The 23,174-nt window shown below is 48.2% G+C and carries 22 protein-coding genes; 14 read left to right on the top strand and 8 right to left on the bottom strand.

Annotated elements, in window-relative coordinates:
* Positions 1 to 16: 16 nt before the first annotated feature.
* Positions 17 to 1,204 (bottom strand): ROK family protein, encoded by a 1,188-nt coding sequence (locus AC0YN3_RS04540; RefSeq protein WP_475773897.1) that lies wholly within the window; start codon positions 1,202 to 1,204, stop codon positions 17 to 19.
* A 347-nt stretch (positions 1,205 to 1,551) separates the two neighbouring features.
* On the opposite strand from AC0YN3_RS04540, the gene AC0YN3_RS04535 reads away from it, so the two are divergent.
* Positions 1,552 to 2,199, top strand: a complete 648-nt coding sequence (locus tag AC0YN3_RS04535) for a GntR family transcriptional regulator (protein WP_475773896.1) — start codon at positions 1,552 to 1,554, stop codon at positions 2,197 to 2,199.
* A 45-nt stretch (positions 2,200 to 2,244) separates the two neighbouring features.
* Positions 2,245 to 3,414, top strand: a complete 1,170-nt coding sequence (locus tag AC0YN3_RS04530) for a helix-turn-helix domain-containing protein (RefSeq protein WP_475773895.1) — start codon at positions 2,245 to 2,247, stop codon at positions 3,412 to 3,414.
* Positions 3,415 to 3,519: 105 nt separating this feature from the next.
* Here the strand turns inward: AC0YN3_RS04530 and AC0YN3_RS04525 are convergent, their stop codons facing one another.
* Entirely contained in the window at positions 3,520 to 4,425 is a 906-nt protein-coding gene (locus AC0YN3_RS04525) for an RraA family protein (protein ID WP_475773894.1), read from the bottom strand.
* A gap of 229 nt (positions 4,426 to 4,654) precedes the next feature.
* Here AC0YN3_RS04525 and AC0YN3_RS04520 point away from each other — a divergent pair, with 229 nt between their 5' ends.
* From AC0YN3_RS04520 to AC0YN3_RS04505, 4 genes are read left to right on the top strand one after another with little or no spacing between them, the layout of a single operon-like run.
* Positions 4,655 to 5,617 carry a carbohydrate ABC transporter permease gene (locus AC0YN3_RS04520; RefSeq protein WP_475774291.1) on the top strand — a complete coding sequence of 321 codons (963 nt, stop codon included), beginning with the start codon at positions 4,655 to 4,657 and terminating at the stop codon, positions 5,615 to 5,617.
* On the top strand, positions 5,614 to 6,444 hold the full coding sequence (locus tag AC0YN3_RS04515; RefSeq protein WP_475773893.1) for a carbohydrate ABC transporter permease: 831 nt from the start codon (positions 5,614 to 5,616) through the stop codon (positions 6,442 to 6,444). Before AC0YN3_RS04520 ends, AC0YN3_RS04515 begins: the two co-directional genes overlap by 4 nt.
* Before the next feature lie 39 nt (positions 6,445 to 6,483).
* Positions 6,484 to 7,830 carry an ABC transporter substrate-binding protein gene (locus AC0YN3_RS04510; protein WP_475773892.1) on the top strand — a complete coding sequence of 449 codons (1,347 nt, stop codon included), beginning with the start codon at positions 6,484 to 6,486 and terminating at the stop codon, positions 7,828 to 7,830.
* 26 nt (positions 7,831 to 7,856) lie between these two features.
* Positions 7,857 to 8,855, top strand: coding sequence for a mannonate dehydratase (locus AC0YN3_RS04505; protein ID WP_475773891.1), 999 nt, complete (start codon positions 7,857 to 7,859; stop codon positions 8,853 to 8,855).
* A gap of 186 nt (positions 8,856 to 9,041) precedes the next feature.
* Here AC0YN3_RS04505 and AC0YN3_RS04500 read toward each other — a convergent pair whose 3' ends face one another.
* Genes AC0YN3_RS04500 through AC0YN3_RS04490 form a run of 3 tightly spaced genes read right to left on the bottom strand, consistent with a single transcriptional unit; the run spans position 9,042 to position 12,066 of the window.
* Positions 9,042 to 10,430: a mandelate racemase/muconate lactonizing enzyme family protein gene (locus AC0YN3_RS04500; RefSeq protein ID WP_475773890.1), complete on the bottom strand. Its 1,389-nt coding sequence runs from the start codon at positions 10,428 to 10,430 to the stop codon at positions 9,042 to 9,044.
* 49 nt (positions 10,431 to 10,479) lie between these two features.
* The gene (locus AC0YN3_RS04495) at positions 10,480 to 11,265 is read right to left on the bottom strand and encodes an SDR family NAD(P)-dependent oxidoreductase (protein WP_475773889.1); all 786 of its coding nucleotides are present in this window, start codon (positions 11,263 to 11,265) and stop codon (positions 10,480 to 10,482) included.
* Positions 11,266 to 11,286: 21 nt separating this feature from the next.
* Positions 11,287 to 12,066 carry an SDR family NAD(P)-dependent oxidoreductase gene (locus tag AC0YN3_RS04490; RefSeq protein ID WP_475773888.1) on the bottom strand — a complete coding sequence of 260 codons (780 nt, stop codon included), beginning with the start codon at positions 12,064 to 12,066 and terminating at the stop codon, positions 11,287 to 11,289.
* A 297-nt stretch (positions 12,067 to 12,363) separates the two neighbouring features.
* Here AC0YN3_RS04490 and AC0YN3_RS04485 point away from each other — a divergent pair, with 297 nt between their 5' ends.
* The 3 genes from AC0YN3_RS04485 (at position 12,364) to AC0YN3_RS04475 (ending at position 15,369) form a co-directional block, all read left to right on the top strand.
* The gene (locus AC0YN3_RS04485; protein ID WP_475773887.1) at positions 12,364 to 13,371 is read left to right on the top strand and encodes an SDR family oxidoreductase; all 1,008 of its coding nucleotides are present in this window, start codon (positions 12,364 to 12,366) and stop codon (positions 13,369 to 13,371) included.
* Between the two features lie 291 nt (positions 13,372 to 13,662).
* Positions 13,663 to 14,763 carry an SH3 domain-containing protein gene (locus AC0YN3_RS04480; RefSeq protein WP_475773886.1) on the top strand — a complete coding sequence of 367 codons (1,101 nt, stop codon included), beginning with the start codon at positions 13,663 to 13,665 and terminating at the stop codon, positions 14,761 to 14,763.
* Between the two features lie 78 nt (positions 14,764 to 14,841).
* The gene (locus AC0YN3_RS04475) at positions 14,842 to 15,369 is read left to right on the top strand and encodes a hypothetical protein (protein ID WP_475773885.1); all 528 of its coding nucleotides are present in this window, start codon (positions 14,842 to 14,844) and stop codon (positions 15,367 to 15,369) included.
* Positions 15,370 to 15,429: 60 nt separating this feature from the next.
* Here the strand turns inward: AC0YN3_RS04475 and AC0YN3_RS04470 are convergent, their stop codons facing one another.
* On the bottom strand, positions 15,430 to 15,576 hold the full coding sequence (locus AC0YN3_RS04470) for a hypothetical protein (RefSeq protein ID WP_475773884.1): 147 nt from the start codon (positions 15,574 to 15,576) through the stop codon (positions 15,430 to 15,432).
* Between the two features lie 176 nt (positions 15,577 to 15,752).
* On the opposite strand from AC0YN3_RS04470, the gene AC0YN3_RS04465 reads away from it, so the two are divergent.
* Genes AC0YN3_RS04465 through AC0YN3_RS04450 form a run of 4 tightly spaced genes read left to right on the top strand, consistent with a single transcriptional unit; the run spans position 15,753 to position 19,861 of the window.
* Entirely contained in the window at positions 15,753 to 17,264 is a 1,512-nt protein-coding gene (locus AC0YN3_RS04465; RefSeq protein ID WP_475773883.1) for a spore germination protein, read from the top strand.
* A gap of 10 nt (positions 17,265 to 17,274) precedes the next feature.
* Positions 17,275 to 18,483: a Ger(x)C family spore germination protein gene (locus tag AC0YN3_RS04460; RefSeq protein ID WP_475773882.1), complete on the top strand. Its 1,209-nt coding sequence runs from the start codon at positions 17,275 to 17,277 to the stop codon at positions 18,481 to 18,483.
* Positions 18,484 to 18,708, top strand: a complete 225-nt coding sequence (locus AC0YN3_RS04455) for a hypothetical protein (RefSeq protein WP_475773881.1) — start codon at positions 18,484 to 18,486, stop codon at positions 18,706 to 18,708.
* A gap of 52 nt (positions 18,709 to 18,760) precedes the next feature.
* Entirely contained in the window at positions 18,761 to 19,861 is a 1,101-nt protein-coding gene (locus tag AC0YN3_RS04450) for a GerAB/ArcD/ProY family transporter (RefSeq protein ID WP_475773880.1), read from the top strand.
* Positions 19,862 to 19,910: 49 nt separating this feature from the next.
* Here AC0YN3_RS04450 and trhO read toward each other — a convergent pair whose 3' ends face one another.
* Both trhO and AC0YN3_RS04440 read right to left on the bottom strand, forming a co-directional pair.
* Positions 19,911 to 20,807: an oxygen-dependent tRNA uridine(34) hydroxylase TrhO gene (trhO, locus tag AC0YN3_RS04445; protein ID WP_475774290.1), complete on the bottom strand. Its 897-nt coding sequence runs from the start codon at positions 20,805 to 20,807 to the stop codon at positions 19,911 to 19,913.
* Between the two features lie 225 nt (positions 20,808 to 21,032).
* A complete protein-coding gene (locus AC0YN3_RS04440; RefSeq protein ID WP_475773879.1) occupies positions 21,033 to 21,911 on the bottom strand; it encodes a LysR family transcriptional regulator in 879 nt (292 codons plus the stop codon).
* A 115-nt stretch (positions 21,912 to 22,026) separates the two neighbouring features.
* Between AC0YN3_RS04440 and aroC the strand changes: the two genes are divergently transcribed.
* Positions 22,027 to 23,082, top strand: a complete 1,056-nt coding sequence (gene aroC / locus AC0YN3_RS04435) for a chorismate synthase (RefSeq protein ID WP_475773878.1) — start codon at positions 22,027 to 22,029, stop codon at positions 23,080 to 23,082.
* Positions 23,083 to 23,174: the final 92 nt, after the last annotated feature.

Genomic DNA, 23,174 nt, shown 5'->3' with positions numbered 1-23,174 from the left:
GTTTGGCTTGTCTGTCCTAATTAAGATCCCATTCCTGAAGAAGCATGAGCGCTGCTCCGGCCGTTACGGCGTCCTCGGTCAGCTGGCCTTGCGTAAACTTAGGCTCATATTGCGGAGAGTAATAAATATTGCTGCGGGCTACTTGAATGACGGTATCGTATATTGATTTGTGAGCATTTACTAGCGGACCGCCTAAAATCACTGCTTCGGGATGCAAAATATTAATAAGATTGGCGATCCCGATTCCTAGATATGTGGCAGTCTGCAGAAATTGCTCAGTAATGAATGCATCCTTTGCCCGGTAGGCTTTCTGCAGAGCATCGAACTCCACTTCCTCCGGCGGGATGCCGGAAAGTGAGCTTGAACGGCCAAGCTTGAGCTGAGAACGTATTTTCTTCTCAAGGGCCGGTATGGATACGAGCGCCTCCAGCGCCCCGTAATTGCCTTCGTCACCTAGCCTAGGCCCATCCGTTTGGATGATCATCTGCCCGAATGAGCCTTCCATGTCAACGGCACCCCTCACGATTTGACCGCTTGCGATCATTGCCGTTCGAAGACCGACTCCGGCATGAACGTAAAGCATATGTTTAACTTCCTCGTTGCGAAGCGCCCAATGCTCCCCGATAATGGCGGTATTGGCACCATTATCGAGCAATGCATTCAGTCCTAAGCGCTGCTCAAGCCATTCGCAAATCGGAACATTGCTCCATCCCTCCGCAGGGAAATAGCGCGGTTTAAGCATAATGCCGTCTTCGCGGCTAAGCGGACCAACAGCGCCAATGCCAATTCCGATGACCTTTTCCCGCTCAATGCCGCTATCCATAAGCATTTGCTCGGCAAGCTTCGTGATTTTGGCAACAAGAACCTCAGGCGTCATTTTCTCGTCCATCTTCCAGCGCTCGAAGGAGAGTGGCTTAAGATTCAAGTCATACAAGCCGATGGAAGAGGAGAAGCGCGAAATTTCCAACCCGAACACCGCGCGATGGCCTGGATTTACGCGGTAAAGAATCGGTTTTCTCCCACCCGTAGAGCGTCCTAATTCGGAAGCCAGAATCAAGCCGTCTGTCAATAGCTCTTCAAGCAAACGAGACAAGCTGGTGCTGGTGACGGACATCTTGTCCATTAGAGAAGACTTGGATACCAAGCCATTTCGAATAATAAAATCAAAAACCTGCTTTTTTAGTGTAGGGTGCTTCATATTCATTCTATTATCTCCATTTTGTCCAAGTAATTATATCGGATATAAATCATTCTCTATTATATGCTTTTGACGGTGGAATGACTAGTTAAGGAGCGAATTTTCAACAAAGAAACGGTTTCGAAATATGCATTGCTGCGAACAACGGCTTTTTATAAGATAACTTCCTAAATTTCGACAATTAATTCCGTTGTCATATGGATAAAGAAGTTCTATAATGACGGTATGAGCTGCATTATCGATAATCCGAAGCAAGGAGGGAAATGACGTTTTTTTTAATTCCATATGATAACGCTTTCTTTTTTAATAGACATTATCGATAATCGATAATATCAAATGAGGACGTGAGCGAGATGTTGGACAATATCCCGATTACATCAGTAAGCTCCATCAGTGAACAGGTATTTACCGCGATTAAGAAAGACATACTTGCTGGAGACCTGCAGCCTGGCGCAAGATTGCTCGTGCTTGAAATCGCAAAAAAGTTCAATATTAGCCAAGCACCTGTTCGAGAAGCGCTTGAGCGCTTGAAATCTGCCGGCTACATCACGAGCATACCGAATAAAGGTTCCGTCGTATCCACGATAACGTCCAAGGAAATCAAGGATATATTTGAACTCCGAGAAATTATGGAAGGATTCGCGGTCAGAAAATCGATGCAATTTCTGGATGAGGACGATTTTGGTTATTTGGAACGCATCATTCGGCACATGCACGCGGCTCACGAGCAGAAGGATATTCTGAACATTTTGGAGCTGGATATGGAGTTCCACGGGTTTTTCTATAAACGCTGCGATAATCATATGATTCTTGAGCTCTGGACACGGATGAGAATGAAGGTCATGCGCTTCATGGCAATCTCCAACCGCCATTATTCAACGGAAGGGCTTGCTGATTGGCATCTCAGGCTTGTCGAGGTGCTTCGAGGGGGCAATGCGGAGCTGGCGGAGAAAACCTTTATCGAGCACATGCATTCCTACAAAAGCATTCATCTGAATTAGTGTCGTGCATCTCGCAAGTTAACCTTACAAAAGGGGAAGTGGAGTATGCGTAGCGAGGGATTGCTATTCAAAGAAGACGTTATTCTGACTTGGATGAGAGATCGTTTTTTCCGGAATTTAGTGGCGTCAGCAAGCTCGGTTAAAATTGATTTGAAGGAAAGCTTGTCTCTGCTTCAGTTAAACCCTTATTATACGTTTCCCGCAATGGCGCTATTAGAACCTACGGCCCATTTTACCGACGAGCATGAAAAGGTATTGTACTTGGAGCGGATGCGCGACCACTTGCAGAAAAACATTTCCGGCGGCAGCGTTGTGTTCGTGGATGAAGAAGGAAGGGTAGGGTTGCTGTTTTCCTGGGTTTCAAAGGATCAAATTCAGATGATTCAAAGCATGCTCAAGGAGCAATTGCACCTGCAGGTCAACATTGGGGTCGGAAAGCCCTGCAGTCATTTATGCGATGTCGTCCATTCCTACCGGCAAGCGGCAAAAGCTTTGCAATTCAAATTTTACCGCGGTACGGGTGCGATTATTTATTATGGCGAGCTTGGACGCTTCGAGACGCTCAAGCAGTATCCGTCTGAGCATGAGAAGGAATTGTACGATGCTTTCAAAGCTTCGGAGACGATAGAAGAAATTCAGGGCTGCATAGAGCAGTTTTATGGTCGAATCCTGCAGAAGGGACCGCTGGATGCCCAAAGCGTCTATGACCTGACGGTCAGGCTGCTCGTCGGCATTGAGAAGCGGGTCCTTACCGAAACGGAAAATGTGATTGCGTATGAGCGCTTCGACGTGATGTCGATCGTAAAGCTTGAAACATTGGCAGAGACGAAAAAATACGTGACTCATTTCCTGGTTGGTTTAAGGGATGTGCTATCACATAGCCAGAAAGAGAGCCATCGCAGCATCATCAAAAAAACCATTCACCATATGGAACAGGAATGTCAGTTCGCCTCTCTGCAAAGCGTTGCACAGAAGGTGTATATGACGCCAACTTACTTGAGCCTTCTGTTCAAGCTAAATACGGGGAAAACCTTTATCGAGCATCTGACGGATATACGGATCGATAAGGCGAAGGATATGCTGAGAAGCACGCATTTCAAAAATTATGAGGTTGCCGAGAAAGTCGGTTACCAGGACCCGCGATATTTCAGTCAGATCTTCAAGAAAAAGGTGGGCCTCTCGCCAAGCGAATACAGGGAATCCATCGGAAGATAACGGGAAGAAAGAAGGACTCTATCGGCTATCAGCTGCCAATTGGAGTCCTTTTTTTGTTGCTAATAATGCTTATTGCATTTGTAGTAATGCTTTTTGTATTTCTAGTTAAAGACGGACATCGCTTTGCGGTCCATTTCGATCATTCTTTTTCGCTTCAGCAAGCTCGGTTTCCCAAGTGAGATGACGGTAGTCGCTTGCAGCGCCATCGTTCTCGAACCAGTTCAAGAAATCGGTCCACAGCGCCGTATCCCAGGCTGCATCGATTTGGGCCGTCGAGTATACGCTATCGCGGAGCCGAACGAAGCCGAATACGTCGCGAACCTGCGATTTTTCCGCCTGCACAACCGTCAATTCAGCCAGATGGGGAGGGATGAAAATAACGCCTGCAGGCGTGCCGAGGACGACGTCGCCCGGCATGCAAATCGCTTTTCCGATGCGTGTCGGCACGTTCATGCCTACCATCGTCACGTCTGCGATGGCTGTCGGATCGCTGCCCCGGTAGAATACGTTAATGTTATCAATCTCAACGACCTGCTGATTGTCGCGTATGCCGCCCCAGATGACCGCTCCGCCGCGCTTGGTGCGGGTAGAGATTGCCGTCGTCAAATTCCCGCCAACATAGGTGCCCAAATGGACCTTATCGAACATGTCGACAACGGCTACGTCGTCCTCCACGAGCTCATCAATTACCCATTGGTTAAAAAATCCTTTTCGGCCTTCCTGCTCATGGCCGTGTTTGAGCAGCGTTTCATGCAGATCCGGACGTTTAGGGACCATGACAGCCGTGACGGCGCGTCCGACCATCACTTTTTGCGGGTGAATGATTTTGAAATCCCCTTCAAATTGGAACGCGTAACCTCTATTCCATAATGGTCCCCAAGCTTCCTCCAGCGTAATTTTACGCATGCGGCGAAGAACGTCCTCGGATACTTTGGGACGGCCGTTAGGGAACCGTTCACCATCCCATTGGGGAGTAAGCTGAATAATGTCTTCCGGATTATCAAATTTCATCGAGAGCACCTCTTTCGCAATGTAGAGTGGAATCCAATATGACTTGCATCATACGTCTATTGTTAAGGACAATCGTTTTTTTGTCGATGCGACTTTCTTAAGGCATTTTTTGACACTGTATGAATTTTTCACCCTATATAAAATCAAACGAATTCATAATATATTCCCCTTCAACCATGTAACCGCTTTCGTATAAAGTAAGGGAACATTATCCATGAAAGGGGAGGAGATGATTCGGGTGAAAACAGAAACCGCGATTCCTTCATTGCAAGCAAATAAACCAACGAAACGTAGGCAAAAGCAGAAAGGGACGCACCATGTTGCCGGCTATCTATTTATTTCGCCATGGCTGATCGGTTTCTTGCTGCTTACGCTTTGGCCTATCGCGCAATCGTTTTATTTGTCCTTTACCGAATACTCTTTGCTAGAGGATCCCGTATGGACGGGAGCAGACAACTACCGCAAAATATTCGCCAGCGACACGACGTTTACGAAATCGCTAAGCGTTACGTTTATGTTCGTCTTGTTCTCCGTGCCGCTGAAGCTGTTTTTCTCTTTGATGGTTGCCTTGGCATTGAACAAAAGCATTAGAGGCATGAATCTTTACCGCACGGCTATTTATTTCCCGTCTTTAATCGGCGGAAGCATTGCCGTTGCTGCATTATGGCGCAATATGTTCGGGATTGATGGCTATATCAACCAAGTGCTCGCGTGGTTCGGGGTAGAGGGCGTCGGTTGGATATCGAATCCGGATACGTCGCTAGGCACGTTGATTCTGCTAAACACTTGGCAATTCGGATCTACGATGGTTATTTTTCTTGCAGGGCTTAAGCAGGTGCCGCAGGAGCTTTACGAATCCGCTTCCGTAGACGGGGCAGGCAAGGCTCGAAAGTTTTTCAGCATTACGCTACCAATGCTCTCGCCCGTCATGTTCTTCAATCTCGTGCTGGGCATTATCGGTTCCTTCCAGACCTTTACTTCTGCTTTTATTATCACGAAGGGCGGACCGATCAACTCCACGTACATGTATGCCATGTTCCTCTACGAAAAAGCATTTAAGCATTACCAAATGGGTTATGCATCGGCTCTTGCCTGGATCTTGCTAACGATAGTCGCGATACTGACCATTATTAATTTCATGGCATCGAAATACTGGGTGTTCTATGAGTCGGACGGAGGGAAAACCAAATGAATTCGGTGCGCGCCAGACTGTCGAGCCATCTGTATTTAACCGCGTTTTCCTTCCTCATGCTGTATCCCATCATTTGGTGGGTAGGGGCTTCGCTCAAAAAGACGGAGGAGCTTAGTCTGCCGACGCTGTGGCCCTCGAAGCCGATGTGGAGCAATTACTGGGATGGCTGGCATTTCTCATCGGAGTATACCTTTGCTCATTTCTTCGGCAACACGCTGCTGATGGAGCTTGGAAATGTGCTCGGTGGGGTAGCTACGGCTGCAATCGTCGCTTATGGGTTTGGAAGATTGAACTTCAAGTTTCGTGGTGTCTGGTTCTCCATATTGCTGCTTACGATGATGCTTCCCAATCAGGTCACCGTCGTTCCCCAATATATTTTGTTCAATAAGCTAGGTTTTGTGGACAGCTATGTTCCGCTTGTGCTGCCGCATTTCTTCGGTGGAGGAGCATTCTTCATTTTCCTTCTGGTGCAATTCATACGCGGCATTCCGCGAGACCTCGACGAAGCGGCAACGATTGATGGAGCGAGCGTTTATGGCATCTTTTTACGCGTTATCCTACCGCTGCTGAAGCCAGCGCTCGTGACGGTTGCGATCTTTACATTCATATGGAGCTGGGATGATTTTTTTGCCCAAGTGCTTTATCTGAGCTCCGTAGACAAATTCACCGTAGGACTCGCGCTGCGGATGTTCATTGACCAGTTCGATATTCAATGGGGTCAGCTGCTTGCCATGTCCTTGCTGTCTATTTTACCGTCAGTCATTATTTTTTTCTTGGCGCAGAAGCACTTTGTCGAAGGCATCGCTACGACCGGCTTAAAGGGATGATGGTTTCACAGTTCAACCAAATAAAGGGGATGAATGCGAATGGGCAAAGGTTGGTCAAAGAGCATTGGATTGATGATGTTGGTGTTGCTGTTAGTGTTGACTGCCTGCAGCAGCGGAGGAAGCGACGCCAATAAGCCGGCAAATGAAGGTGAAAAAAGCACGGATAAGCCGAGCAACGAGGGAGATAAAGGGGCAGGCGCAGCAACGACGCTCAGCATTATGTGGTGGGGTCCTGACGCTCGTCACGAGGCTACCAAAAAAGCGCTGGATATTTATACGAAGCAGAATGCGAACGTCACGTTCAAGCCGGAATTCATGGCATGGGATGCGTTCTGGCAAAAACTCCCAACGCTCGCGGCATCCAAATCGATCACGGATGTGCTGCAAATGGATGCGGCCTACCTTCAGGAATACGTGTCGCGCGGTCAATTAGAGGATCTCTCCGATATCGATTTGAGCGGCATAGTCGATCCGACAGTCATATCCAACTTGCAAATTAATGGCAAGCTCTATGGTATCCCGCTTAGCCAGAATGCGCAGGGCCTTGCTTTCAACAAAACGGAGCTGGAGCAATATGGCATACCGCTTCCGCATAAGGATTGGACCTATGATGAGTTTTTCCAATGGGCGAGAGATGCAAGAGCCAAGCTTCCGGAAGGCAAATACCCGATTGGCGATACGACGACCTGGGATAGCTATAACTATTACCAAACGTCAATGGGGAAACCTGCTGTCATGTCGGATGGCGGCAAAACGTTTACGCTCGACAAAGAACTATTCATGACGTTCTACCAAACCTATGAGGAATTCCGCAAAGCCCAAATCGTTCCGCCAGCCGAGAAAGCAGCCGCATTCCTCGAGAACGATCCGCAGGCAGATCCAATGGCTTCCGGCGTCGTCATGACGCGCGGCGCAACAACGGGCTCGGTCAGTGCCTTGGAGCAGCTAATGCCTGGCAAAGTTGGCGTTGTTAACCTGCCGGTTGGCCCTTCAGGCGGCGGCTGGGCGCAATCTACGATCTTTCTAAGCGTAAGCGCCAATTCGAAGAACAAGGACGAAGCGAAAAAGTTCCTCCGGTGGTTTATTACGGACAAAGAAGCCGGCCAGGCACTGGGCTTAACGCGGGGCATTCCGATTAATCCTGACATTTATAAGGAGCTTGAGCCAACCCTCGAGAACAAGGATAAGCTGGGCAAAGAACTTTATGATCTATCGCTTGACAAAGCACTGCCATTCTATCCGCCGGCAGCGGGCTTCTCAGAATGGGTTGACACGTACAAGAAAGAAATGGAAGCTGTCACATTCGGCCAGCAGTCCATTGAAGATGCTTTTACTAAAATCGAAAAAATGGGTCAGGAGCTTGCCTCAAAGGCTGGCAGCAAATAATACAAGTAGAAAGAGGTGCTAATAGCATGCAGCTTGCAGAATTTTTCTCTTCGCAGCCTAATCGATTATGGACGCTCGCCAAGCAGCTTGGCGTAAATCATGCAGTTGGGGGATTGCCTTGGGAAGAAAAGAATGAAAAACCTTGGGATCTTATGCCGCTCATTCGTATGAAGCAGCGTTACGCCGACGCCGGCCTTACGCTATCGGTCATTGAATCCATGCCGCCAAGCAATGAGATCAAGCTCGGGACGGCGGGGCGCGATCAGGAAATCGAAGTGTTCGAGCAATTCATTACGAATATGGGAGCGGCGGGTATTCCCGTACTTTGCTATAACTTTATGGCGCAGTTCAACTGGTTCCGTACCTCAACCACGACTCGTACGCGAGGCGGCGCGCTCGTCTCCAGTTATGACCACAGTCTGATGAAGGATGCACCGTTGACGGATGCAGGGCTGGTAAGCGAGGAGCTGCTGTGGGAGAACCTCCAATATTTTATGGAGAGAATCGTTCCGGCAGCGGAGAAAGCGGGAGTAAGGCTTGCGCTGCACCCGGATGATCCGCCGATTACGCCGATTCGGGGCATATCTCGCATACTTACGAGCGCAGCGGCGCTGCAGCGGGCCATTGACCTTGTTCCAAGCGAGAATAATGGCATCACCTTATGCCAGGGCACGCTTGCTACGGCAGGGGAGGACATTCCAAGCGTCATTCGTTCATTCTCCAAACAAAACAAAATGTTTTTCGTTCACTTCCGGGATGTGCGCGGTACGCCAGATAAGTTCGAGGAGACCTTCCATGATGACGGAAAAACCGACATGCTGCAAGCTATGCGCACGTATTACGACGTCGGTTTCGATGGTCCTGCTAGGCCGGATCATGTCCCTACGATGGAAGGCGAGGATAATGCAAACCCCGGTTATGAGCTGCTAGGACGACTGTACGGCATCGGATATATTCGGGGACTAATGGAAGCCGCCTCTGCCGATCAGGCATTGCATTCTGGCATAGCGATCACTCACGCATAAATCAACCGAACCAGCATCGAGAAACAAAAAGAGCATCCTCCGCTGCGCCTATCGCGCACAGGAAGATGCTCTTCGTTTTGCTTCTGCCGACTGGTTAATTTGCCAATCGATAAAGATACGAGAAAGAGGAAAGAAGAAAGAGGAGCGCAGGGATGCGCTCCTCTTTCTAACATATATGTCAATGCATTAACTCCAAAGGCGGTCATTCGAGTGATACTGGTTCCACTGATCAGTGGACTCCCATAAACCGGGAATTTTCGGATGCAAATGCTGAGCGAGAACCTCGTCATTCAGATCATCTATGCCGAGTCCCGGTGCGTCACTCATATGAATGAAACCATTCTGGACGAGCTTCTTCGGGAGCTTGCTGCTAATAATGATATCATCCCACCAAGGAACCTCACAGGAGTGGTATTCGAGCGCAAGGAAGTTTTCCGTAGCTGCGGCAACATGAGCGGCGGCTAGGCAGGCAATGGGGCTCTCCGCCATATGAATGGCCATCGCCACGCCGTACTCCTGCGCCATATCCCCGATTTTCTTCGTTTCCAGTATGCCGCCAGTCGTGAGTACATCCGGATGAATGACCGATACGCCGCCGGCTTGAAGAAGAGGGCGGAAGTTTTCCTTTAAATAGATATCCTCGCCCGTACAGATCGGAGTGGCAACGGCGCGTGAAAGCTTGGCATATTGATCGGTATACTGCCAAGGGAGCATATCCTCCATCCAAGCTAGGTTGAACTTGTCGACGCGTCGGCCAAGCTTGATGCAATCCTCAAGCCCAATGTGACCGAAATGGTCGACTGCCAGCGGGACCTCATAGCCAATTACGGCACGTACATCCGCGACATATTGCTCCAGCATATCCAATCCTTTCTCCGTAACGTGGATCGCCGTGAACGGGTGGGGAATGTTGTGAATATCGTAGTGCTGGTTGCGAATATCGCGGATTTCTTCGTCGGTCAGCGTATCGTGATTATTGCTGTACCTGTTTTTTGAGGCGTTCCGCATTTCGTCGATAAAACCGATCGGTGCGCTTAAGGTACCCGGTTCATTTATAATTTGACCGATGCCTAAATCCATTTTGAGAAAGGAGAAGCCTTGCTCCATACGTTTCTTTAGGGCTAACCCCATTGCGGTTCCCGTGTCCTTGCCTACAACCTCCGTATCGCAGTACATACGGATTTTTTCGCGGAATTTACCGCCAAGCATTTGATAAACGGGAATACCGTATGCTTTGCCTGCCAGATCCCACAGCGCGATCTCTAGGCCGCTGACACCGCCGCCTTGGCGGGCATGGCCGCCAAATTGCTTGATGCGCCTGAAGATTTTATCAATGTTGCAAGGATTCTCGCCTAATAAACGCCCTTTTAAAATTTGCGCGTACACCTTATCCGCACCGTCGCGCACCTCGCCAAAACCAACCAACCCCTGATTGGTATACACTTTAATCAAGCTGCTGTGGAAAGGGCCGCCAACGATGTCCGTAAACCGAATATCGGTAATGCGAAGCGTGGAAGGGCTGGAAAACGTGCTGACATGGGCAAGTGTTTCCTCAAAAGACGGATTATTGGACACAATGGTCACTCCTTGGTTAATAGAATGGGATTGTTTCGGAATACTTGGGTTAAAGCAGCATGCTGCCGCCGTCAAGCCTGATCGCAGAGCCGGTCAAGAATTCGCTTTCATCGGATGCGATAAAGCAAACGAGCTGAGCAACATCGAGCGGTCGTCCCACACGCCCGAGTGGAAACTTCTCGCGGATGGGACGAGACTGCCTTTTGTGCTTATCCATTTCCTCAGCTGTCATGAACGGTTTCGATTCACGCGCGCTTTGCTTCCCTACGTCGACTGCGCCTGGTTCAATCGTATTAACCGTAATGCCATATTGGGCCAGTTCAATCGCGCTTTCTCTGCCCAGCATGCGAATGCCGCCTTTCGTCATGGAGTAGACCACATCGAAGTCGGTTGGCCGTTTGCTATGAACCGAAGACATCAGAATAATGCGACCGGACTGCTTTGCCTTCATATAAGGAATGACAGCCTGCATGCACTGCCAGTATCCTTTTAGATTAATATTGAACATGCGGTCAAAATCAGCTTCGCTATAGTCGAAAAAAGAATGGTTAAGCTGGAGCGCAGCGTTATTGACCAAAAGATCGATGCTTCCATATTGTTCAGCTATACGGCTGACCATTCGCTCAATTTCCAGCTTGTTGGCAACGTTAGCCTGCACGAGCAGGCAGCTTCCGCCTAGCTCGTCAATCATTTGCTTGGTATGGAGCGCGCCTGCATCGCTTTGGTTGTAATGCACGGCGACTTGAACGCCGCGCCTTGCGAGCTCAACGGCTACGCCCTTGCCGATACCCGTACCGGCGCCCGTAACTAATGCGATTTTGCCAGCGATACTCATGCTACACCTCCAGAACGGCGGTTAAGGTTTTTTCATTTTGACATTCATATAATGGAGCAAAAAGCCGCCATCCAGCCTAATATCCGAGCCATTTATGTACGTGGAGGCTTCAGATGATAGAAAGTATATGAGCTCGGCTAGATCTTCCTGCGTCCCAAGAACAGCATTCGGAACCTTGTATTCATAATCGTTATAAAGCGTCGAAATCGTGCTATCGAATAGCTGCGTATCGCCTTCGATCGGGCCTGCTTCAATCGTATTCACGCGAATGCCGAATCGGCCAAGCACAAGTGCAGCTTCCTTCGCCAGCATGTTGACAGCGCCTTTGGCGATGCTGTACGTAAATGCTGCGCCTGTAGGTTTCTCCGCATGAATGGAAGAGACGTAAATGATCGATCCTGATTGCTTCTCCTTCATGAGCTTCCCGGCGGCTTGCGTACAAATAAACGCTGACTTGGCATTGACCGCTATGCTTTGGGAGAACACTTCCTCATCACCATTCTCGATTGAGCTCGGGAAGACCACTTTGCTGTTATGGATCATCGTCGTTACCGTGCCAATCTGCTGCTCGGCGAATTGCAGCATATCCGATACCTCAGCATGCTTGCAAAGATCAATATTGACGACAAGCGCTTGCTTACCCGACTCCTCGACTAGCTTCAGCTCTGCTGAGAGGGCTGCCCCTCCGGATTCACTGTTCAATAGGAAGTGCGCTCCTTCAGAGATGAACCTGCGAATAGCTGCTTTGCCGCTGGCGCTATCCGAATCTGTAATAAAAACAACATAATTAGACAAGAGCATAGATCCCCTCCAACATGCATACTGGACAACGAGATGTAATCATAGCTTAATCTTAGTGAGTTTGCCCCTCAGGTGGCGATGCCGTAAAGTTATGATTTTGTTTGTTTTTTTGCAAACCGTATTATGGTTCGAACACATGAATGAGGATACACGCATATTTTCAAAGAATCAGGTTATATGAAAATATTAAAAAGTTGCTTCTTATGCTACTATGTATGTAAGATCCGCCGTAACCGCGTATAGGCATTGATTCCATGCATCGTCTCAAATTCCCAAAACGATAAGGAGCGATAATCGATGAAGGTATTATTTATTGGAGGAACTGGATTAATTAGCGAAGCCGTATCCAAGCTGGCGATAGCGCGAGGAATTGAGCTATTTCTGTTTAATAGGGGCAAACGCGATGAATTCGTGCCGGAAGAAGCCCAAGTCATAACAGGTGATATAAGAGACTCAAAAGGTGCCGCCGAAGCGCTTGGAAATATGCAGTTCGACGTCGTCGTGGACTGGATCGCTTTCACGCCGGAGCATGTAAGCGTTGACATCGAGCTGTTCCGTGGGCGTACGAAGCAGTACATATTTATTAGCTCCGCATCCGCCTACCAAAAACCTCCGCAGCACTATATCATTACGGAGGAGTCAACGCCGCTTGAAAATCCGTATTGGCAATATTCGCGCGACAAAATCGCATGTGAGAAGCTCTTATTGGAAGAACAAGCGGCTAGCGGCTTCCCGGTCACCATTGTTAGGCCTTCCTATACCTACGGGGATACGATGATTCCGGCGTCTCTTAATAGCTGGCAGCATCCTTGGTCAATCATTGCTAGAATCCGCGCTGGCAAGCCTATAATTGTACATGGCGACGGCTCGTCGTTATGGACCATGACGCATAATACCGATTTTGCAAAAGGGGTTGTCGGTCTATTAGGCAAAGAAGAAGCCATTGGACAAGCCTATCATATTACTTCGGATGAAGTATTAACCTGGAACCAAATCTATGAAGCTATAGGCGCAGCTGCCGGCGAAACGCCTAAGCTCGTCCATATCGCTTCTTCGTTCCTGATCTCCCATGACCCGGACCTGGAAGGTGGATTGCTCGGGGACAAATCGGTGACGAGCGTATTCGACAATAGCAAGATTAAAGCTCTGGTTCCTGATTTCGATGCCGCGTTATCCTTTGCAGAAGGGATCAAGCGTACCGTTGCTTGGTTTGAAGCCCATACGAGCCGCTGTACGGAGGATGAAGCATGGAATCAACAAATGGATGCAATCATTGCTGCGCATGAATCAGGCTTTAAAAAATAAAGCAAAAACGACTGTCCGCCTATGAAAAAGCTCTTCTTCCTTCGGGAATAGGAGCTTTTTTTGCGTTTCAATCTACCCTCAGAAAGTGAAGCGAATAGCTTGGATCATTTACTAAAAATTTCCTCATAATTCGCGATTCACGGAAAATATGGCCGAAACCTCGTCTTTTGATGGACGGACCGACATATACTCATCACAGACCGTCCACTTTTTCTCGATGCCTGCTTATAATCGCGATCTAACTTATATCGTAACAGGTATACTTCATTAACTTAAGGGAGAGGTATAATCATGCGAAAAAAGTTGAGTCAGCATTTATTTTTTTATTTGCTTATATTATCGTTAGTCGTCACATTAGGAATGTACGCGCAGCCTTTGAATCATGACCCTAAAGCTCCTGTCAGCAGCACCTTGCCGGCGGAGGAAACGCTGCTTGCCGTATCGGAGCCCGCGCTTGCGATTCCGACGATTGAACCATCTCCAGCTTTAAGTCCCGCGTACGCGCCACCCTCCACAGAGCCAAAAGCATCGGTTATTCAACCAACGCTTTCAACAAACAGCCCCCCTGAGCCAGATCAAATTCCCGAAAAAAAACCGGATTCGGCGGACATTATTGAAAAGCCGCTGCCTACATATGAAGTTACTGCCTTTTACTTAAACATACGGAAAGAGCCGAATGCCAAGTCCGAGATTCTAAGCGTCGTGAAACAGGGGACGCCATTGATGATTACAAAAGAAACAACAAACGGTTGGTTAGCGCTGAAAGACGGCGGATTCGTCCATGGCGGTTATGCCAAAAAAATGAAAAACGAAGTTTCCATCCTGTCGGTCCCGGCTTCAAGCAACAGACAGCCAACATTCGCAATCTTAGACAACGGCGCACAAAATGCGCAGCAGTCTGAAAGCATAGATGAGAGCATTGAATCAGAGAACGAAGAGAGCGCTGAAGAGAAGCTGAATGCGCCAACCTCAATCGTCGAATCCGATTCTGGACTTACGGAGGAGCATATCGCCACCATATTTGAAGGGACGGCGCTATCGGGGCATGATTTGGAACAAGCTATCCTAGAAATCGAGGATGAATACGGCATCAATGCTTACTTTACGATCGCTGTGATGAAGCTGGAGAGCGGGAACGGAAAAAGCCGATTGGCTAAGAGCAAAAACAACTTGTTTGGCTTAAACGCCATTGATGGAGATAAATACAACAAAGCGTTCAGCTTCGAAACGAAAGGAGACAGCGTACGCAAATTCGGACAACTGCTCTCCAAAAATTACGTGGGCAAAGGACTTACAACCATCGAGAAGGTTGCCCGGAAATATTGTCCCGCCAACTCCAAGTGGTCAAGTTTAGTCAAAAACATTATGAAAAGCGATTATCGAAAGCTCTAGCATGGCAATTTTGCAGCCGATATGGTATTTTCAATTTCTAGGTGATTGAAGATCATGGATCAAAGGAGGCTGCCGGCTATGAGCGATATGGTCCAAAAAATGCCTTTTGGCTACGAACCGCCAGTAGATGAGCGGAAAGGCACAATCGTATATTATGATTCCTTCGAGCATACGACAGACCGAGAGCTGGACCTCGCGGCTTCGATTGCCAAGGAGCGTTCTTTTCGCAAGCTGGTGCTTTATCCTCTGCATGAGCAAAGCATAAAACGGATGTCCAATGAGGAAGTTAAGCCCTTCTACAAAAGGGAGGATCGACTCCACTTATGGAAACAGGAGCGAGGAGCAGCTGACGTTGTCGTTGAAAGACTGGAGATTAAACGAAAAAAATATACGCCGATCGATTCGGCACTGAGACATTTGGCAGAGACTTACCCAAAACCGTTGTTTTTGCTCGTGACGGGCGAGCTGGCTAATTTATTCGCATCCTATTCATCCTTCGATGAATGGATCGTCAAAATTAGATTGCTGCTAACGGAAGAGCCGTCCAGCTTGCATCCGAAGCTGATCGCGAACAAGCACAGATGGGAATCGATTGTGAAAAAATAGAAAAGAGCTGTCCGCGCACATCGTCGCGGACAGCTCTTTTTTTGTGTGCAGATCAGCGTTCTACCCTGTAGACGGACTATTCGGCACATGGCCCTTCTGGTTGCGGTTTTCCGCGGTCGAAGCCGCCGTGTTATTCTCGGCTTCGCTGGAGCTCGCTACGAAGGCCTCGTTTTTTGCGGGAATCGATTGATTTTTGTGCTTCGCCATTTGATAACCTCCATTTATTCATTTGCTGGTCTGAGAAAGCAAACATAGGTTAACCATGTTCGGTCGATTTCATTTGTTCGTAAGCGTAAGTGGTTGTTTTGGATAGGTGATTGGATAGAAAACGAAGGACTGGAAAATAATAATCCGACCTAGTGCCATGAAAGGGAACCTATGAAATGAACGCTATCGCCTTTGACCATGATCAGGCTATTTCACCGCACATCGAGCAGTCTCGCGCTCAAATGGAGGCTTTGCTGAAGGACTGCAGCGATGCTGCTTATTTGGAATGCAAGCTTGGCGGGCAAGTAAAGGGCATATTTTGCTACTTCAATGGCTTAACGAATGAAGAACGCTTGAACGAAATCCGATTCGAAATGTCAGATTGGGATATCGGGAATGCGGAGGAATGGTTGGAATCAGTGGAGCAGGAAGTAACGTCTTTTAGCTGTACGAGGATGGAATCGTTCACCGATATGATGGATCAAATGACGCTTGGAAATTCGATTCTGCTGGTCGACGGCTTTGATTTCGGCTTTGTATTCTCCCTGTCGGATTGGCGGAAGCGGGCGATCGAGGATCCGGTTGCCGAATCCGTCATCCGGGGACCGCGCGAAGGCTTCACGGAGTCCCTTGATGACAATATGGCGATGCTAAGGCGGCGCATTCGCAAATCATCCTTGAAAATGAAAGGGATGGAGATTGGCGAATACACGAAAACAAGGATCGTAATCGGATATATAGAGGAGCTTGCCGCTCCGGAACTGATCAAAGAAATCGAGGAGAGACTGTCTGCCATTAAGGTGGACGGCATACTGGAGAGCGGCAATATTGAAGAATATATTGAGGATGAGCCTTATTCACCGTTTCCGCAAATGATCTCAACTGAACGTCCGGATACGGTAGCCGCGGGCTTGCTTGAAGGACGGGCCGTCATCTTCACCGATAACACGCCGTTTGCATTGGTGGCGCCGATCAGTTTATTCTCACTCCTTCAATCACCAGAGGATTATTACCAACGCTTTCTGATCTCTACATTTATCCGTTGGCTGCGTTATTTGTTCTTTCTGGTTGCGCTGCTCGTTCCGTCTGCTTACGTGGCGCTGCTTACCTTCCATCAAGAAATGATCCCTTCCGCGCTACTGCTCAGCATTGCCAAATCGCGAGAATCGATTCCTTTCCCCGCGCTGGTGGAAGCCTTCATTATGGAAACGATGTTCGAGGCGCTGCGGGAAGCGGGAGTGAGGCTTCCGAAGCAGGTTGGCGCTGCCGTCAGTATCGTTGGAGCGCTTGTGATCGGCCAGGCGGCTACCTCGGCAGGGCTGGTCTCCTCGCCAATGGTTATGGTTGTGGCGATTACAGGCATTGCCTCTTTCCTGCTGCCTCATTACTCGATTGGGATATCCATTCGTTTGCTAAGATTTCCGATCATGCTTATGGCAGGCGTCTTGGGTCTGCTTGGCTTATTGCTCGGCGTGATCGGAATTGTTATCCACCTGAGCGGCCTGCGTTCCTTCGGCGTCCCTTACCTGTCGCCGATAGCTCCGATGATGGTCGGTGAATGGAAAGACGTCGTCATGCGCCCACCTGGTTGGGTTTCGGGGCAAAGACCAAGATTTACAAGAAGCGGGGGAGGCTTTCGTAAAGGAGCAAGACGCAAAAACGTGGGCACTGCAAGCAATAAGGAGTGAGTAAGCAGCGATGAATCGTTTCCGAGCTCGTGTGTTTCTATGCAGTCTATGCTTCTTGAGCATGTCGCAGCTAACCGGCTGCTGGGATCGGATGGAAGTCAACGATATTGCGATTATTGTCGGGGCTGGCATCGATCAAGCAAGTTCGAATCAGGTGAAGCTTTCCGCTGAGATCTATATTCCCGAAGAGAACAATTCGGAGTCTCAGGGCGGGGGAATTACTGCTAATGGCGGAAACGGCAAAACATTCGTTTCAAGCGCTACTGGCTCCTCGATGGCTGAAGCGATGTACAAGCTGCAAGAGCGTTTATCGCGAAAGCTCTATTGGGGACATAACGATATTTTCGTATTTGGGCAAAAACGCGCGGAGAAAGGCATCCAGGATGACCTTGACTTTATTTTACGATATGTTCGGATGCGGGAGAGAGCCAATGTGTACGTGGCGGAAGGAAAAGCGTTTGACATTCTCGGCATTATCCCTAAGCTCGAACCGAATTCGATGGAAGCGTTAAGCGAGCTTTCCAAAACGGAAATCAGCACGACCGTCGATTTAAAACAAGTGGTTCAACAGATCGTTGAAACGCCTGACGAATCCTTTTCGATACCCTATATCAACCGTGGCACGCTTATTACAGACAAAAACCATAACCGTAATCCAAATATTTCTTATTTTCAAGGTGTCACTCTATTTAATAAGACGAAGATGATCGGAAGTTTGAATACGGACATTGCTTGGGGATATTTCTGGATGACGAACAACATAAAAGGCAATACGATTATTTCGCTCGACATGCCTCAACACGAAACGATTGCCATCCTTCTCACGGGGAGCAAAACGACGTTAACGCCGCGCATTACCTCAGACGGGAAATGGATGATGAAGGTCAAGGTTCGCAGCGAAGGCAATCTCATGCAAAATACGACCAACATCGATTTCATGAATCCGAAACAGCATGCCGAAATCGTCAAGCTTGCTAATGATGAAGTAAAAGTCAGCATTACGAATACGATGCGTATTTTACAAAAAAAGTATAAGGTGGATGTCGTCCAATTCGGCGATGAATTCCGCAAAAAATATCCGAAGCAATGGAAAAAAGCGAAACCGAATTGGAGTAAGGCCTTCCAAGAGGTACAGCTTGAATTAGATGTCATGGTTAACATCCCACGGCCTGGCGTTCTAAACAAAACGATCGTTCAAATGAAAGAAGTGAGCAAATAAATGCCATGGACAACGATAGCTATCGTGTGGGGAACGATCGGTGTATACGGCTTGGTGAACCAATCATGGAAGAAGCATACAAGGCATGATAAAGCGCTCATCTTCGGCATACTTGGCGCATCGTTGCTTTTATCGGTTTGCCTCGGCATAAACCCGAAGCTGCCAGGATTAACGGAATGGGTAAATGCGCTGCTTAGCCCTTTTAAAAGCTGGTTAACACCGTAAGCCAGAGTAAAAGAGCATGCGAATCGAAGGTTCAGACAAGGAGAAGGATGCTATGGTACAGGGCAGGATATCCGCCTTTCAATTATCAATTCTGATGTTTCAGCTCATCCTCAGCTCCTCCGTTTTATTGATGCCATCGATCTCTACTGCTCTCTCGGGCAAGGACATGTGGATGACGCCGATACTCAGCTCGTCGCTTGGATTTTTTACGATTTGGATGGTGCTTAAAATCCATGAAATTTCTCCGAACGGATCGTTTCTGGAGCTGCTGGAGACAACATTTGGGAAATGGGTCGGCAAATGCATCAGTTTAGCTTTTATTCTATTCCAAATCCATATTGTAGCTATTACGATTAGAGATTACGGCGAATTTATCGTGACGAATTTCTTTATGAAAACACCTGTCCAAGTAATCATTGGCGCTATGTTGCTTATGTGCGCTTGGGTCGTGAAGAGCGGGATCGAGGTGATGGCGAGAACCGGACAAATATTCATCCCGGTTATTACCTTATGTACATTGGTGATCTGTATATTGCTGATTCCGGAGCTTAACCCATCCGAGATTCTTCCTATATTCGAACGGGGGGCTGTTCCGCTTGCCAAGGGAACGGTCGTCGTGGCAGGATGGTTCTGCCAGCTTTCGCTCATTCTGTTCATCTTGCCATTGGTGAAAGACGTAAAGGAAATACGCAAATGGGGTTACCTTGCTGTGGCGGGAATCATGCTTATGATGCTGATCGCTAATCTTACCGCATTTTTGCTGATGGGGGAGAGCACCGCTTTTTTCAACTATCCATTGTTCACCGCTTCACGCTATATTGCTTATGCCGAATTTTTCGAGCACGTCGAAGCTATCGTCATGATGGTATGGGTGCTTGGAGAGTTTTTTAAAATCAGCTTCTATTACTACGCGATATTCAAAGGGCTTGCAGAAACATGTGAGGTAACCAAACCCGAAGCATTGGTCATGCCTGTCTGTGTGCTCTTGTTTACTTCAACCTTCTGGCTGGCCAAGGATTTTCAGATGGTGGGGGATTTCATAGCCGTCGCCGGAACGCTGTACATTCTCGCCGGCAACGTGATCTTTCCTTTATCCGTTTATGTTGCTGCACGAATTAAACAGCGATTCAAAATGAACCAAACACAAAACTAAGCGTGGCCTCCTCGGAAAGGAAGCCACGCTTAGTTTGAATGACGAGCGCTTATTTAACGCCGACAACATGTTCCTCGCAAGCCGTAGAGCAATAACCATGCTTCGTTTCTTGGCAATCCGTGCATACGATATGCTGCAAATGGCAGGAATCATCCGCGCAGTTGATATACGTGTCAGCAGGTTCGCCGCAATGATGGCATTTGCCTACGACAACCGCTTCATCGGTCTGATTAATGACAACGGAGGTACGCTCATCGAATACGTAACACTTGCCGTCGAACAGCTTTCCTTGCACTTCCTCGTCCTTGCCATAGGTAACGATTCCGCCTTCAAGCTGATAGACATCATTAAAGCCCTCGCTCATCATGACGCCGGTCAGCTTCTCGCAGCGGATACCGCCCGTGCAATACGTAAGAATAGGCTTATCTTTGAATGCAGCCATGTTCTCGCGAAGCCATTCCGGAAACTCCTTGAATGTCTCAAGATCGGGGCGGATCGCGTTGCGGAAGTGGCCTAAATCATATTCGTAGTCGCTGCGTCCATCAAGCACAATAACATCCTCGCGCTGCAAGTACTCATGGAATTCCTTCGGAGAAAGACGCGTGCCGCTTAATGTATTCGGATCAAGCGGTTTGTCGTAACGAAGCGTTACGAGCTCCTTTTTGTACCTTACGAAGATCTTCTTGAACGCATGCTGATCCACGTCGTCGATTTTGAACACCATATCCGCAAACAAAGGGTTGGCACGCATATGCTCGATATATTGCTCCGTTTGCTCAACGGTTCCCGAAAGGGTGCCATTAATACCTTCGTCAGCAATAAGAATGCGGCCCTTCACGTTTAATTCCTTGCAATATGCGAGATGCTCTGCGGCAAATTGCTCGGCATCGGGTACAGCTACGAATTTATAATACAATAAAACGCGATATGGTTTAGCTTCGTTCATCATAGTCGTTCCTTTCCGGTAAACAAATAAAAGCATACTATATTATAGTTGACTGGTCTCATAATTTCAATAGAAAGACTCGTGAAAGCATTTGTCCAAAACGCTTTTGCTCAAGGTGCATCGGGTGAAGCTGAACCGCCTGAGCACTATGAGCACGCATACTATTCCGATAACCCGCAAAACATGTAAATGAGCCTCTTTGGCAGAAGGAGAGGCTCGTTGGCATTAAAACAACAGCTCTACGAATCTTTTGGCAGCGATCGATAATGAAGTCTCGCGTTTGAAGGCTAGCCCGATGGAACGGATCGGCACGGTTTCGCTTGGTTTAAGCACATAGAGCTTCGCTTCATTCAATTGTTCCTGGATGAAGGTTTGAGTGACAAATGCCGCGCCGTAACCCCGAATGGCAAGCTCGACCAGCATGTCCATACTGCTTAGCTCCATATCGGCCTCGGCCTTAATCCCTTGAGACAAAAACCATTGATCCACGAACATTCGCGTACTGCTTCCTTCTGATAGCAGCAGAAGCGGGGTTTCTGCCAGCTGTTCCACCGTGATCGTTTGGCCAGACAAATGCTGATACGCGGCACCTACGACAAAGCATTCTTGAATGTCTGTCACATGCTGCACGGTCAGTTCAGGATCCGAGAATGGCAAATGAACGAAGCCGATGTCGATTATCCCTGTTTTTAGCCTTTGCCGAATGTCAGCCGTTTTGCCTTGAAGCAAGCGAATGCGAACAGCCGGATATTCCGACTGGAAGGATTCGAGTAGAGGGAGCAGCAGATGCTTAATGACGGGACCGCTGGCTCCAATCTTTAATTCGCCTGCGCTCATTTGCTTGAGCGCCTGTAGTTTCGCTTCCCCTTGCTGCAGGATTGCGAATGACTTTTCTGCATATTCAAGTACGGCAGCACCCTCAGGGGTAAGCTTCACTCCTTTGGAGAGCCGATCGAACAGCTTCACCTCTAGCTGCGCTTCTAATTGCTTGATTGCATAACTGACGGAAGGCTGCGTGATATGGAGATCTTGGGCCGCCCTCGTTAGATTGCCGAGTTTCGCGGTATGCATAAATATGCGATACCATTCCGTATTAGCTTGCATGATATAATCCCTCTCTATGGCAAGAGTTTGATTTTTTGATTTCATTTATTTCAATAACGAAATTATAATGGACAGATAAAGAATGCGTCAACGCATTCAATCGGGAGGAATATGCATGGCAGGGAATACCTATGGCGAAAGTTTTAAAATTACGACCTTCGGAGAATCGCATGGAGAAGCCGTTGGGGTTATCGTCGATGGCGTCACACCAGGAGTAGAGCTGGATGAACAATATATACAAATTCAGATGGACAGACGCAAGCCTGGCCAATCATCCGTCACGTCTCCACGCAAGGAATATGATGTCATTAGCATACTCTCGGGGATGTTCGAAGGGAAAACGACTGGAACACCGCTCTTTATTATGCTGCACAATAAAGATATGAGGCCGGATGCGTACAGCGATATTCAATATTCGTTCCGGCCAGGTCATGCGGATTACACGTATTTGCAGAAATACGGCATCCGAGACCACCGGGGAAGCGGGCGTGCTTCCGGGCGCGAAACCGCGGGACGGGTAGCGGGTGGTGCCGTAGCCCGCAAGCTGCTTGAAGGAAAAGGAATAAGCGTCGTTGCTTACACCACCGAAATCGGCGGCATTAAATGCGAAACGTTCGCGGAGGAATCGATTGAACAAAATGCCGTGAGAGCGTGCGATCCCGAGGCTGCCGTGAAGATGATCGAAAAAATCGAGCATTTGGCGGCAATTGGCGACAGCTGCGGCGGAATCGTAGAGTGCCGCATAAGAGGCGTACAGCCCGGCATAGGCGAACCTGTCTTCGATAAGCTTGATGCCGAGCTTGCCAAAGCAATGCTCTCTATTGGAGCCGTTAAAGGCATTGAATTCGGAGCTGGCTTTGCTGCTGCGGGCATGCTTGGCAGTGAGCATAACGATGAAATGAATAAAGAAGGATTTCTTAGCAATTTTGCAGGCGGCATTATAGGCGGCATCAGTACGGGAGAGGAGATTGTATTCCGAATCGCGGTCAAGCCTACGTCTTCGATTTCATTGCCTCAGCATACGGTTGACATACACGGCAACGAAAAAATGATTGAAACCATAGGCAGGCATGATCCATGCATTTGCCCGCGCATTATTCCCGTCGTAGAAGCGATGGCATGTATCGTTGTAGAGGATTTATTGAAGCGTCAAACCGCTATGCATGCTTAAAAACTGGAATATATGAATGACTGGGTTGACCGAAAGCTGAAATATTCCGAGCTAGGTGCCCGGAATCTCTTGTTATGTTATGCTTATTTATT

This window comes from Paenibacillus sp. J22R232, from assembly GCF_056269165.1.
The sequence above is the reverse complement of the archived record's forward strand: the minus strand, read 5'-3'. Positions and strand labels throughout refer to the sequence as shown.

Coding starts and splice junctions, on each gene's coding strand:
- AC0YN3_RS04450 (WP_475773880.1), top strand. CDS start 18,761: ATGGTACAGGGCAGGATATCCGCCTTTCAATTATCAATTCTGATGTTT.
- AC0YN3_RS04525 (WP_475773894.1), bottom strand. CDS start 4,425: ATGAAATTTGATAATCCGGAAGACATTATTCAGCTTACTCCCCAATGG.
- AC0YN3_RS04515 (WP_475773893.1), top strand. CDS start 5,614: ATGAATTCGGTGCGCGCCAGACTGTCGAGCCATCTGTATTTAACCGCG.
- trhO (WP_475774290.1), bottom strand. CDS start 20,807: ATGAACGAAGCTAAACCATATCGCGTTTTATTGTATTATAAATTCGTA.
- AC0YN3_RS04510 (WP_475773892.1), top strand. CDS start 6,484: ATGGGCAAAGGTTGGTCAAAGAGCATTGGATTGATGATGTTGGTGTTG.
- AC0YN3_RS04505 (WP_475773891.1), top strand. CDS start 7,857: ATGCAGCTTGCAGAATTTTTCTCTTCGCAGCCTAATCGATTATGGACG.
- AC0YN3_RS04465 (WP_475773883.1), top strand. CDS start 15,753: ATGAACGCTATCGCCTTTGACCATGATCAGGCTATTTCACCGCACATC.
- AC0YN3_RS04485 (WP_475773887.1), top strand. CDS start 12,364: ATGAAGGTATTATTTATTGGAGGAACTGGATTAATTAGCGAAGCCGTA.
- aroC (WP_475773878.1), top strand. CDS start 22,027: ATGGCAGGGAATACCTATGGCGAAAGTTTTAAAATTACGACCTTCGGA.
- AC0YN3_RS04470 (WP_475773884.1), bottom strand. CDS start 15,576: ATGGCGAAGCACAAAAATCAATCGATTCCCGCAAAAAACGAGGCCTTC.
- AC0YN3_RS04530 (WP_475773895.1), top strand. CDS start 2,245: ATGCGTAGCGAGGGATTGCTATTCAAAGAAGACGTTATTCTGACTTGG.
- AC0YN3_RS04480 (WP_475773886.1), top strand. CDS start 13,663: ATGCGAAAAAAGTTGAGTCAGCATTTATTTTTTTATTTGCTTATATTA.
- AC0YN3_RS04535 (WP_475773896.1), top strand. CDS start 1,552: ATGTTGGACAATATCCCGATTACATCAGTAAGCTCCATCAGTGAACAG.
- AC0YN3_RS04475 (WP_475773885.1), top strand. CDS start 14,842: ATGAGCGATATGGTCCAAAAAATGCCTTTTGGCTACGAACCGCCAGTA.
- AC0YN3_RS04540 (WP_475773897.1), bottom strand. CDS start 1,204: ATGAATATGAAGCACCCTACACTAAAAAAGCAGGTTTTTGATTTTATT.
- AC0YN3_RS04520 (WP_475774291.1), top strand. CDS start 4,655: ATGATTCGGGTGAAAACAGAAACCGCGATTCCTTCATTGCAAGCAAAT.
- AC0YN3_RS04460 (WP_475773882.1), top strand. CDS start 17,275: ATGAATCGTTTCCGAGCTCGTGTGTTTCTATGCAGTCTATGCTTCTTG.
- AC0YN3_RS04455 (WP_475773881.1), top strand. CDS start 18,484: ATGCCATGGACAACGATAGCTATCGTGTGGGGAACGATCGGTGTATAC.
- AC0YN3_RS04440 (WP_475773879.1), bottom strand. CDS start 21,911: ATGCAAGCTAATACGGAATGGTATCGCATATTTATGCATACCGCGAAA.
- AC0YN3_RS04495 (WP_475773889.1), bottom strand. CDS start 11,265: ATGAGTATCGCTGGCAAAATCGCATTAGTTACGGGCGCCGGTACGGGT.
- AC0YN3_RS04490 (WP_475773888.1), bottom strand. CDS start 12,066: ATGCTCTTGTCTAATTATGTTGTTTTTATTACAGATTCGGATAGCGCC.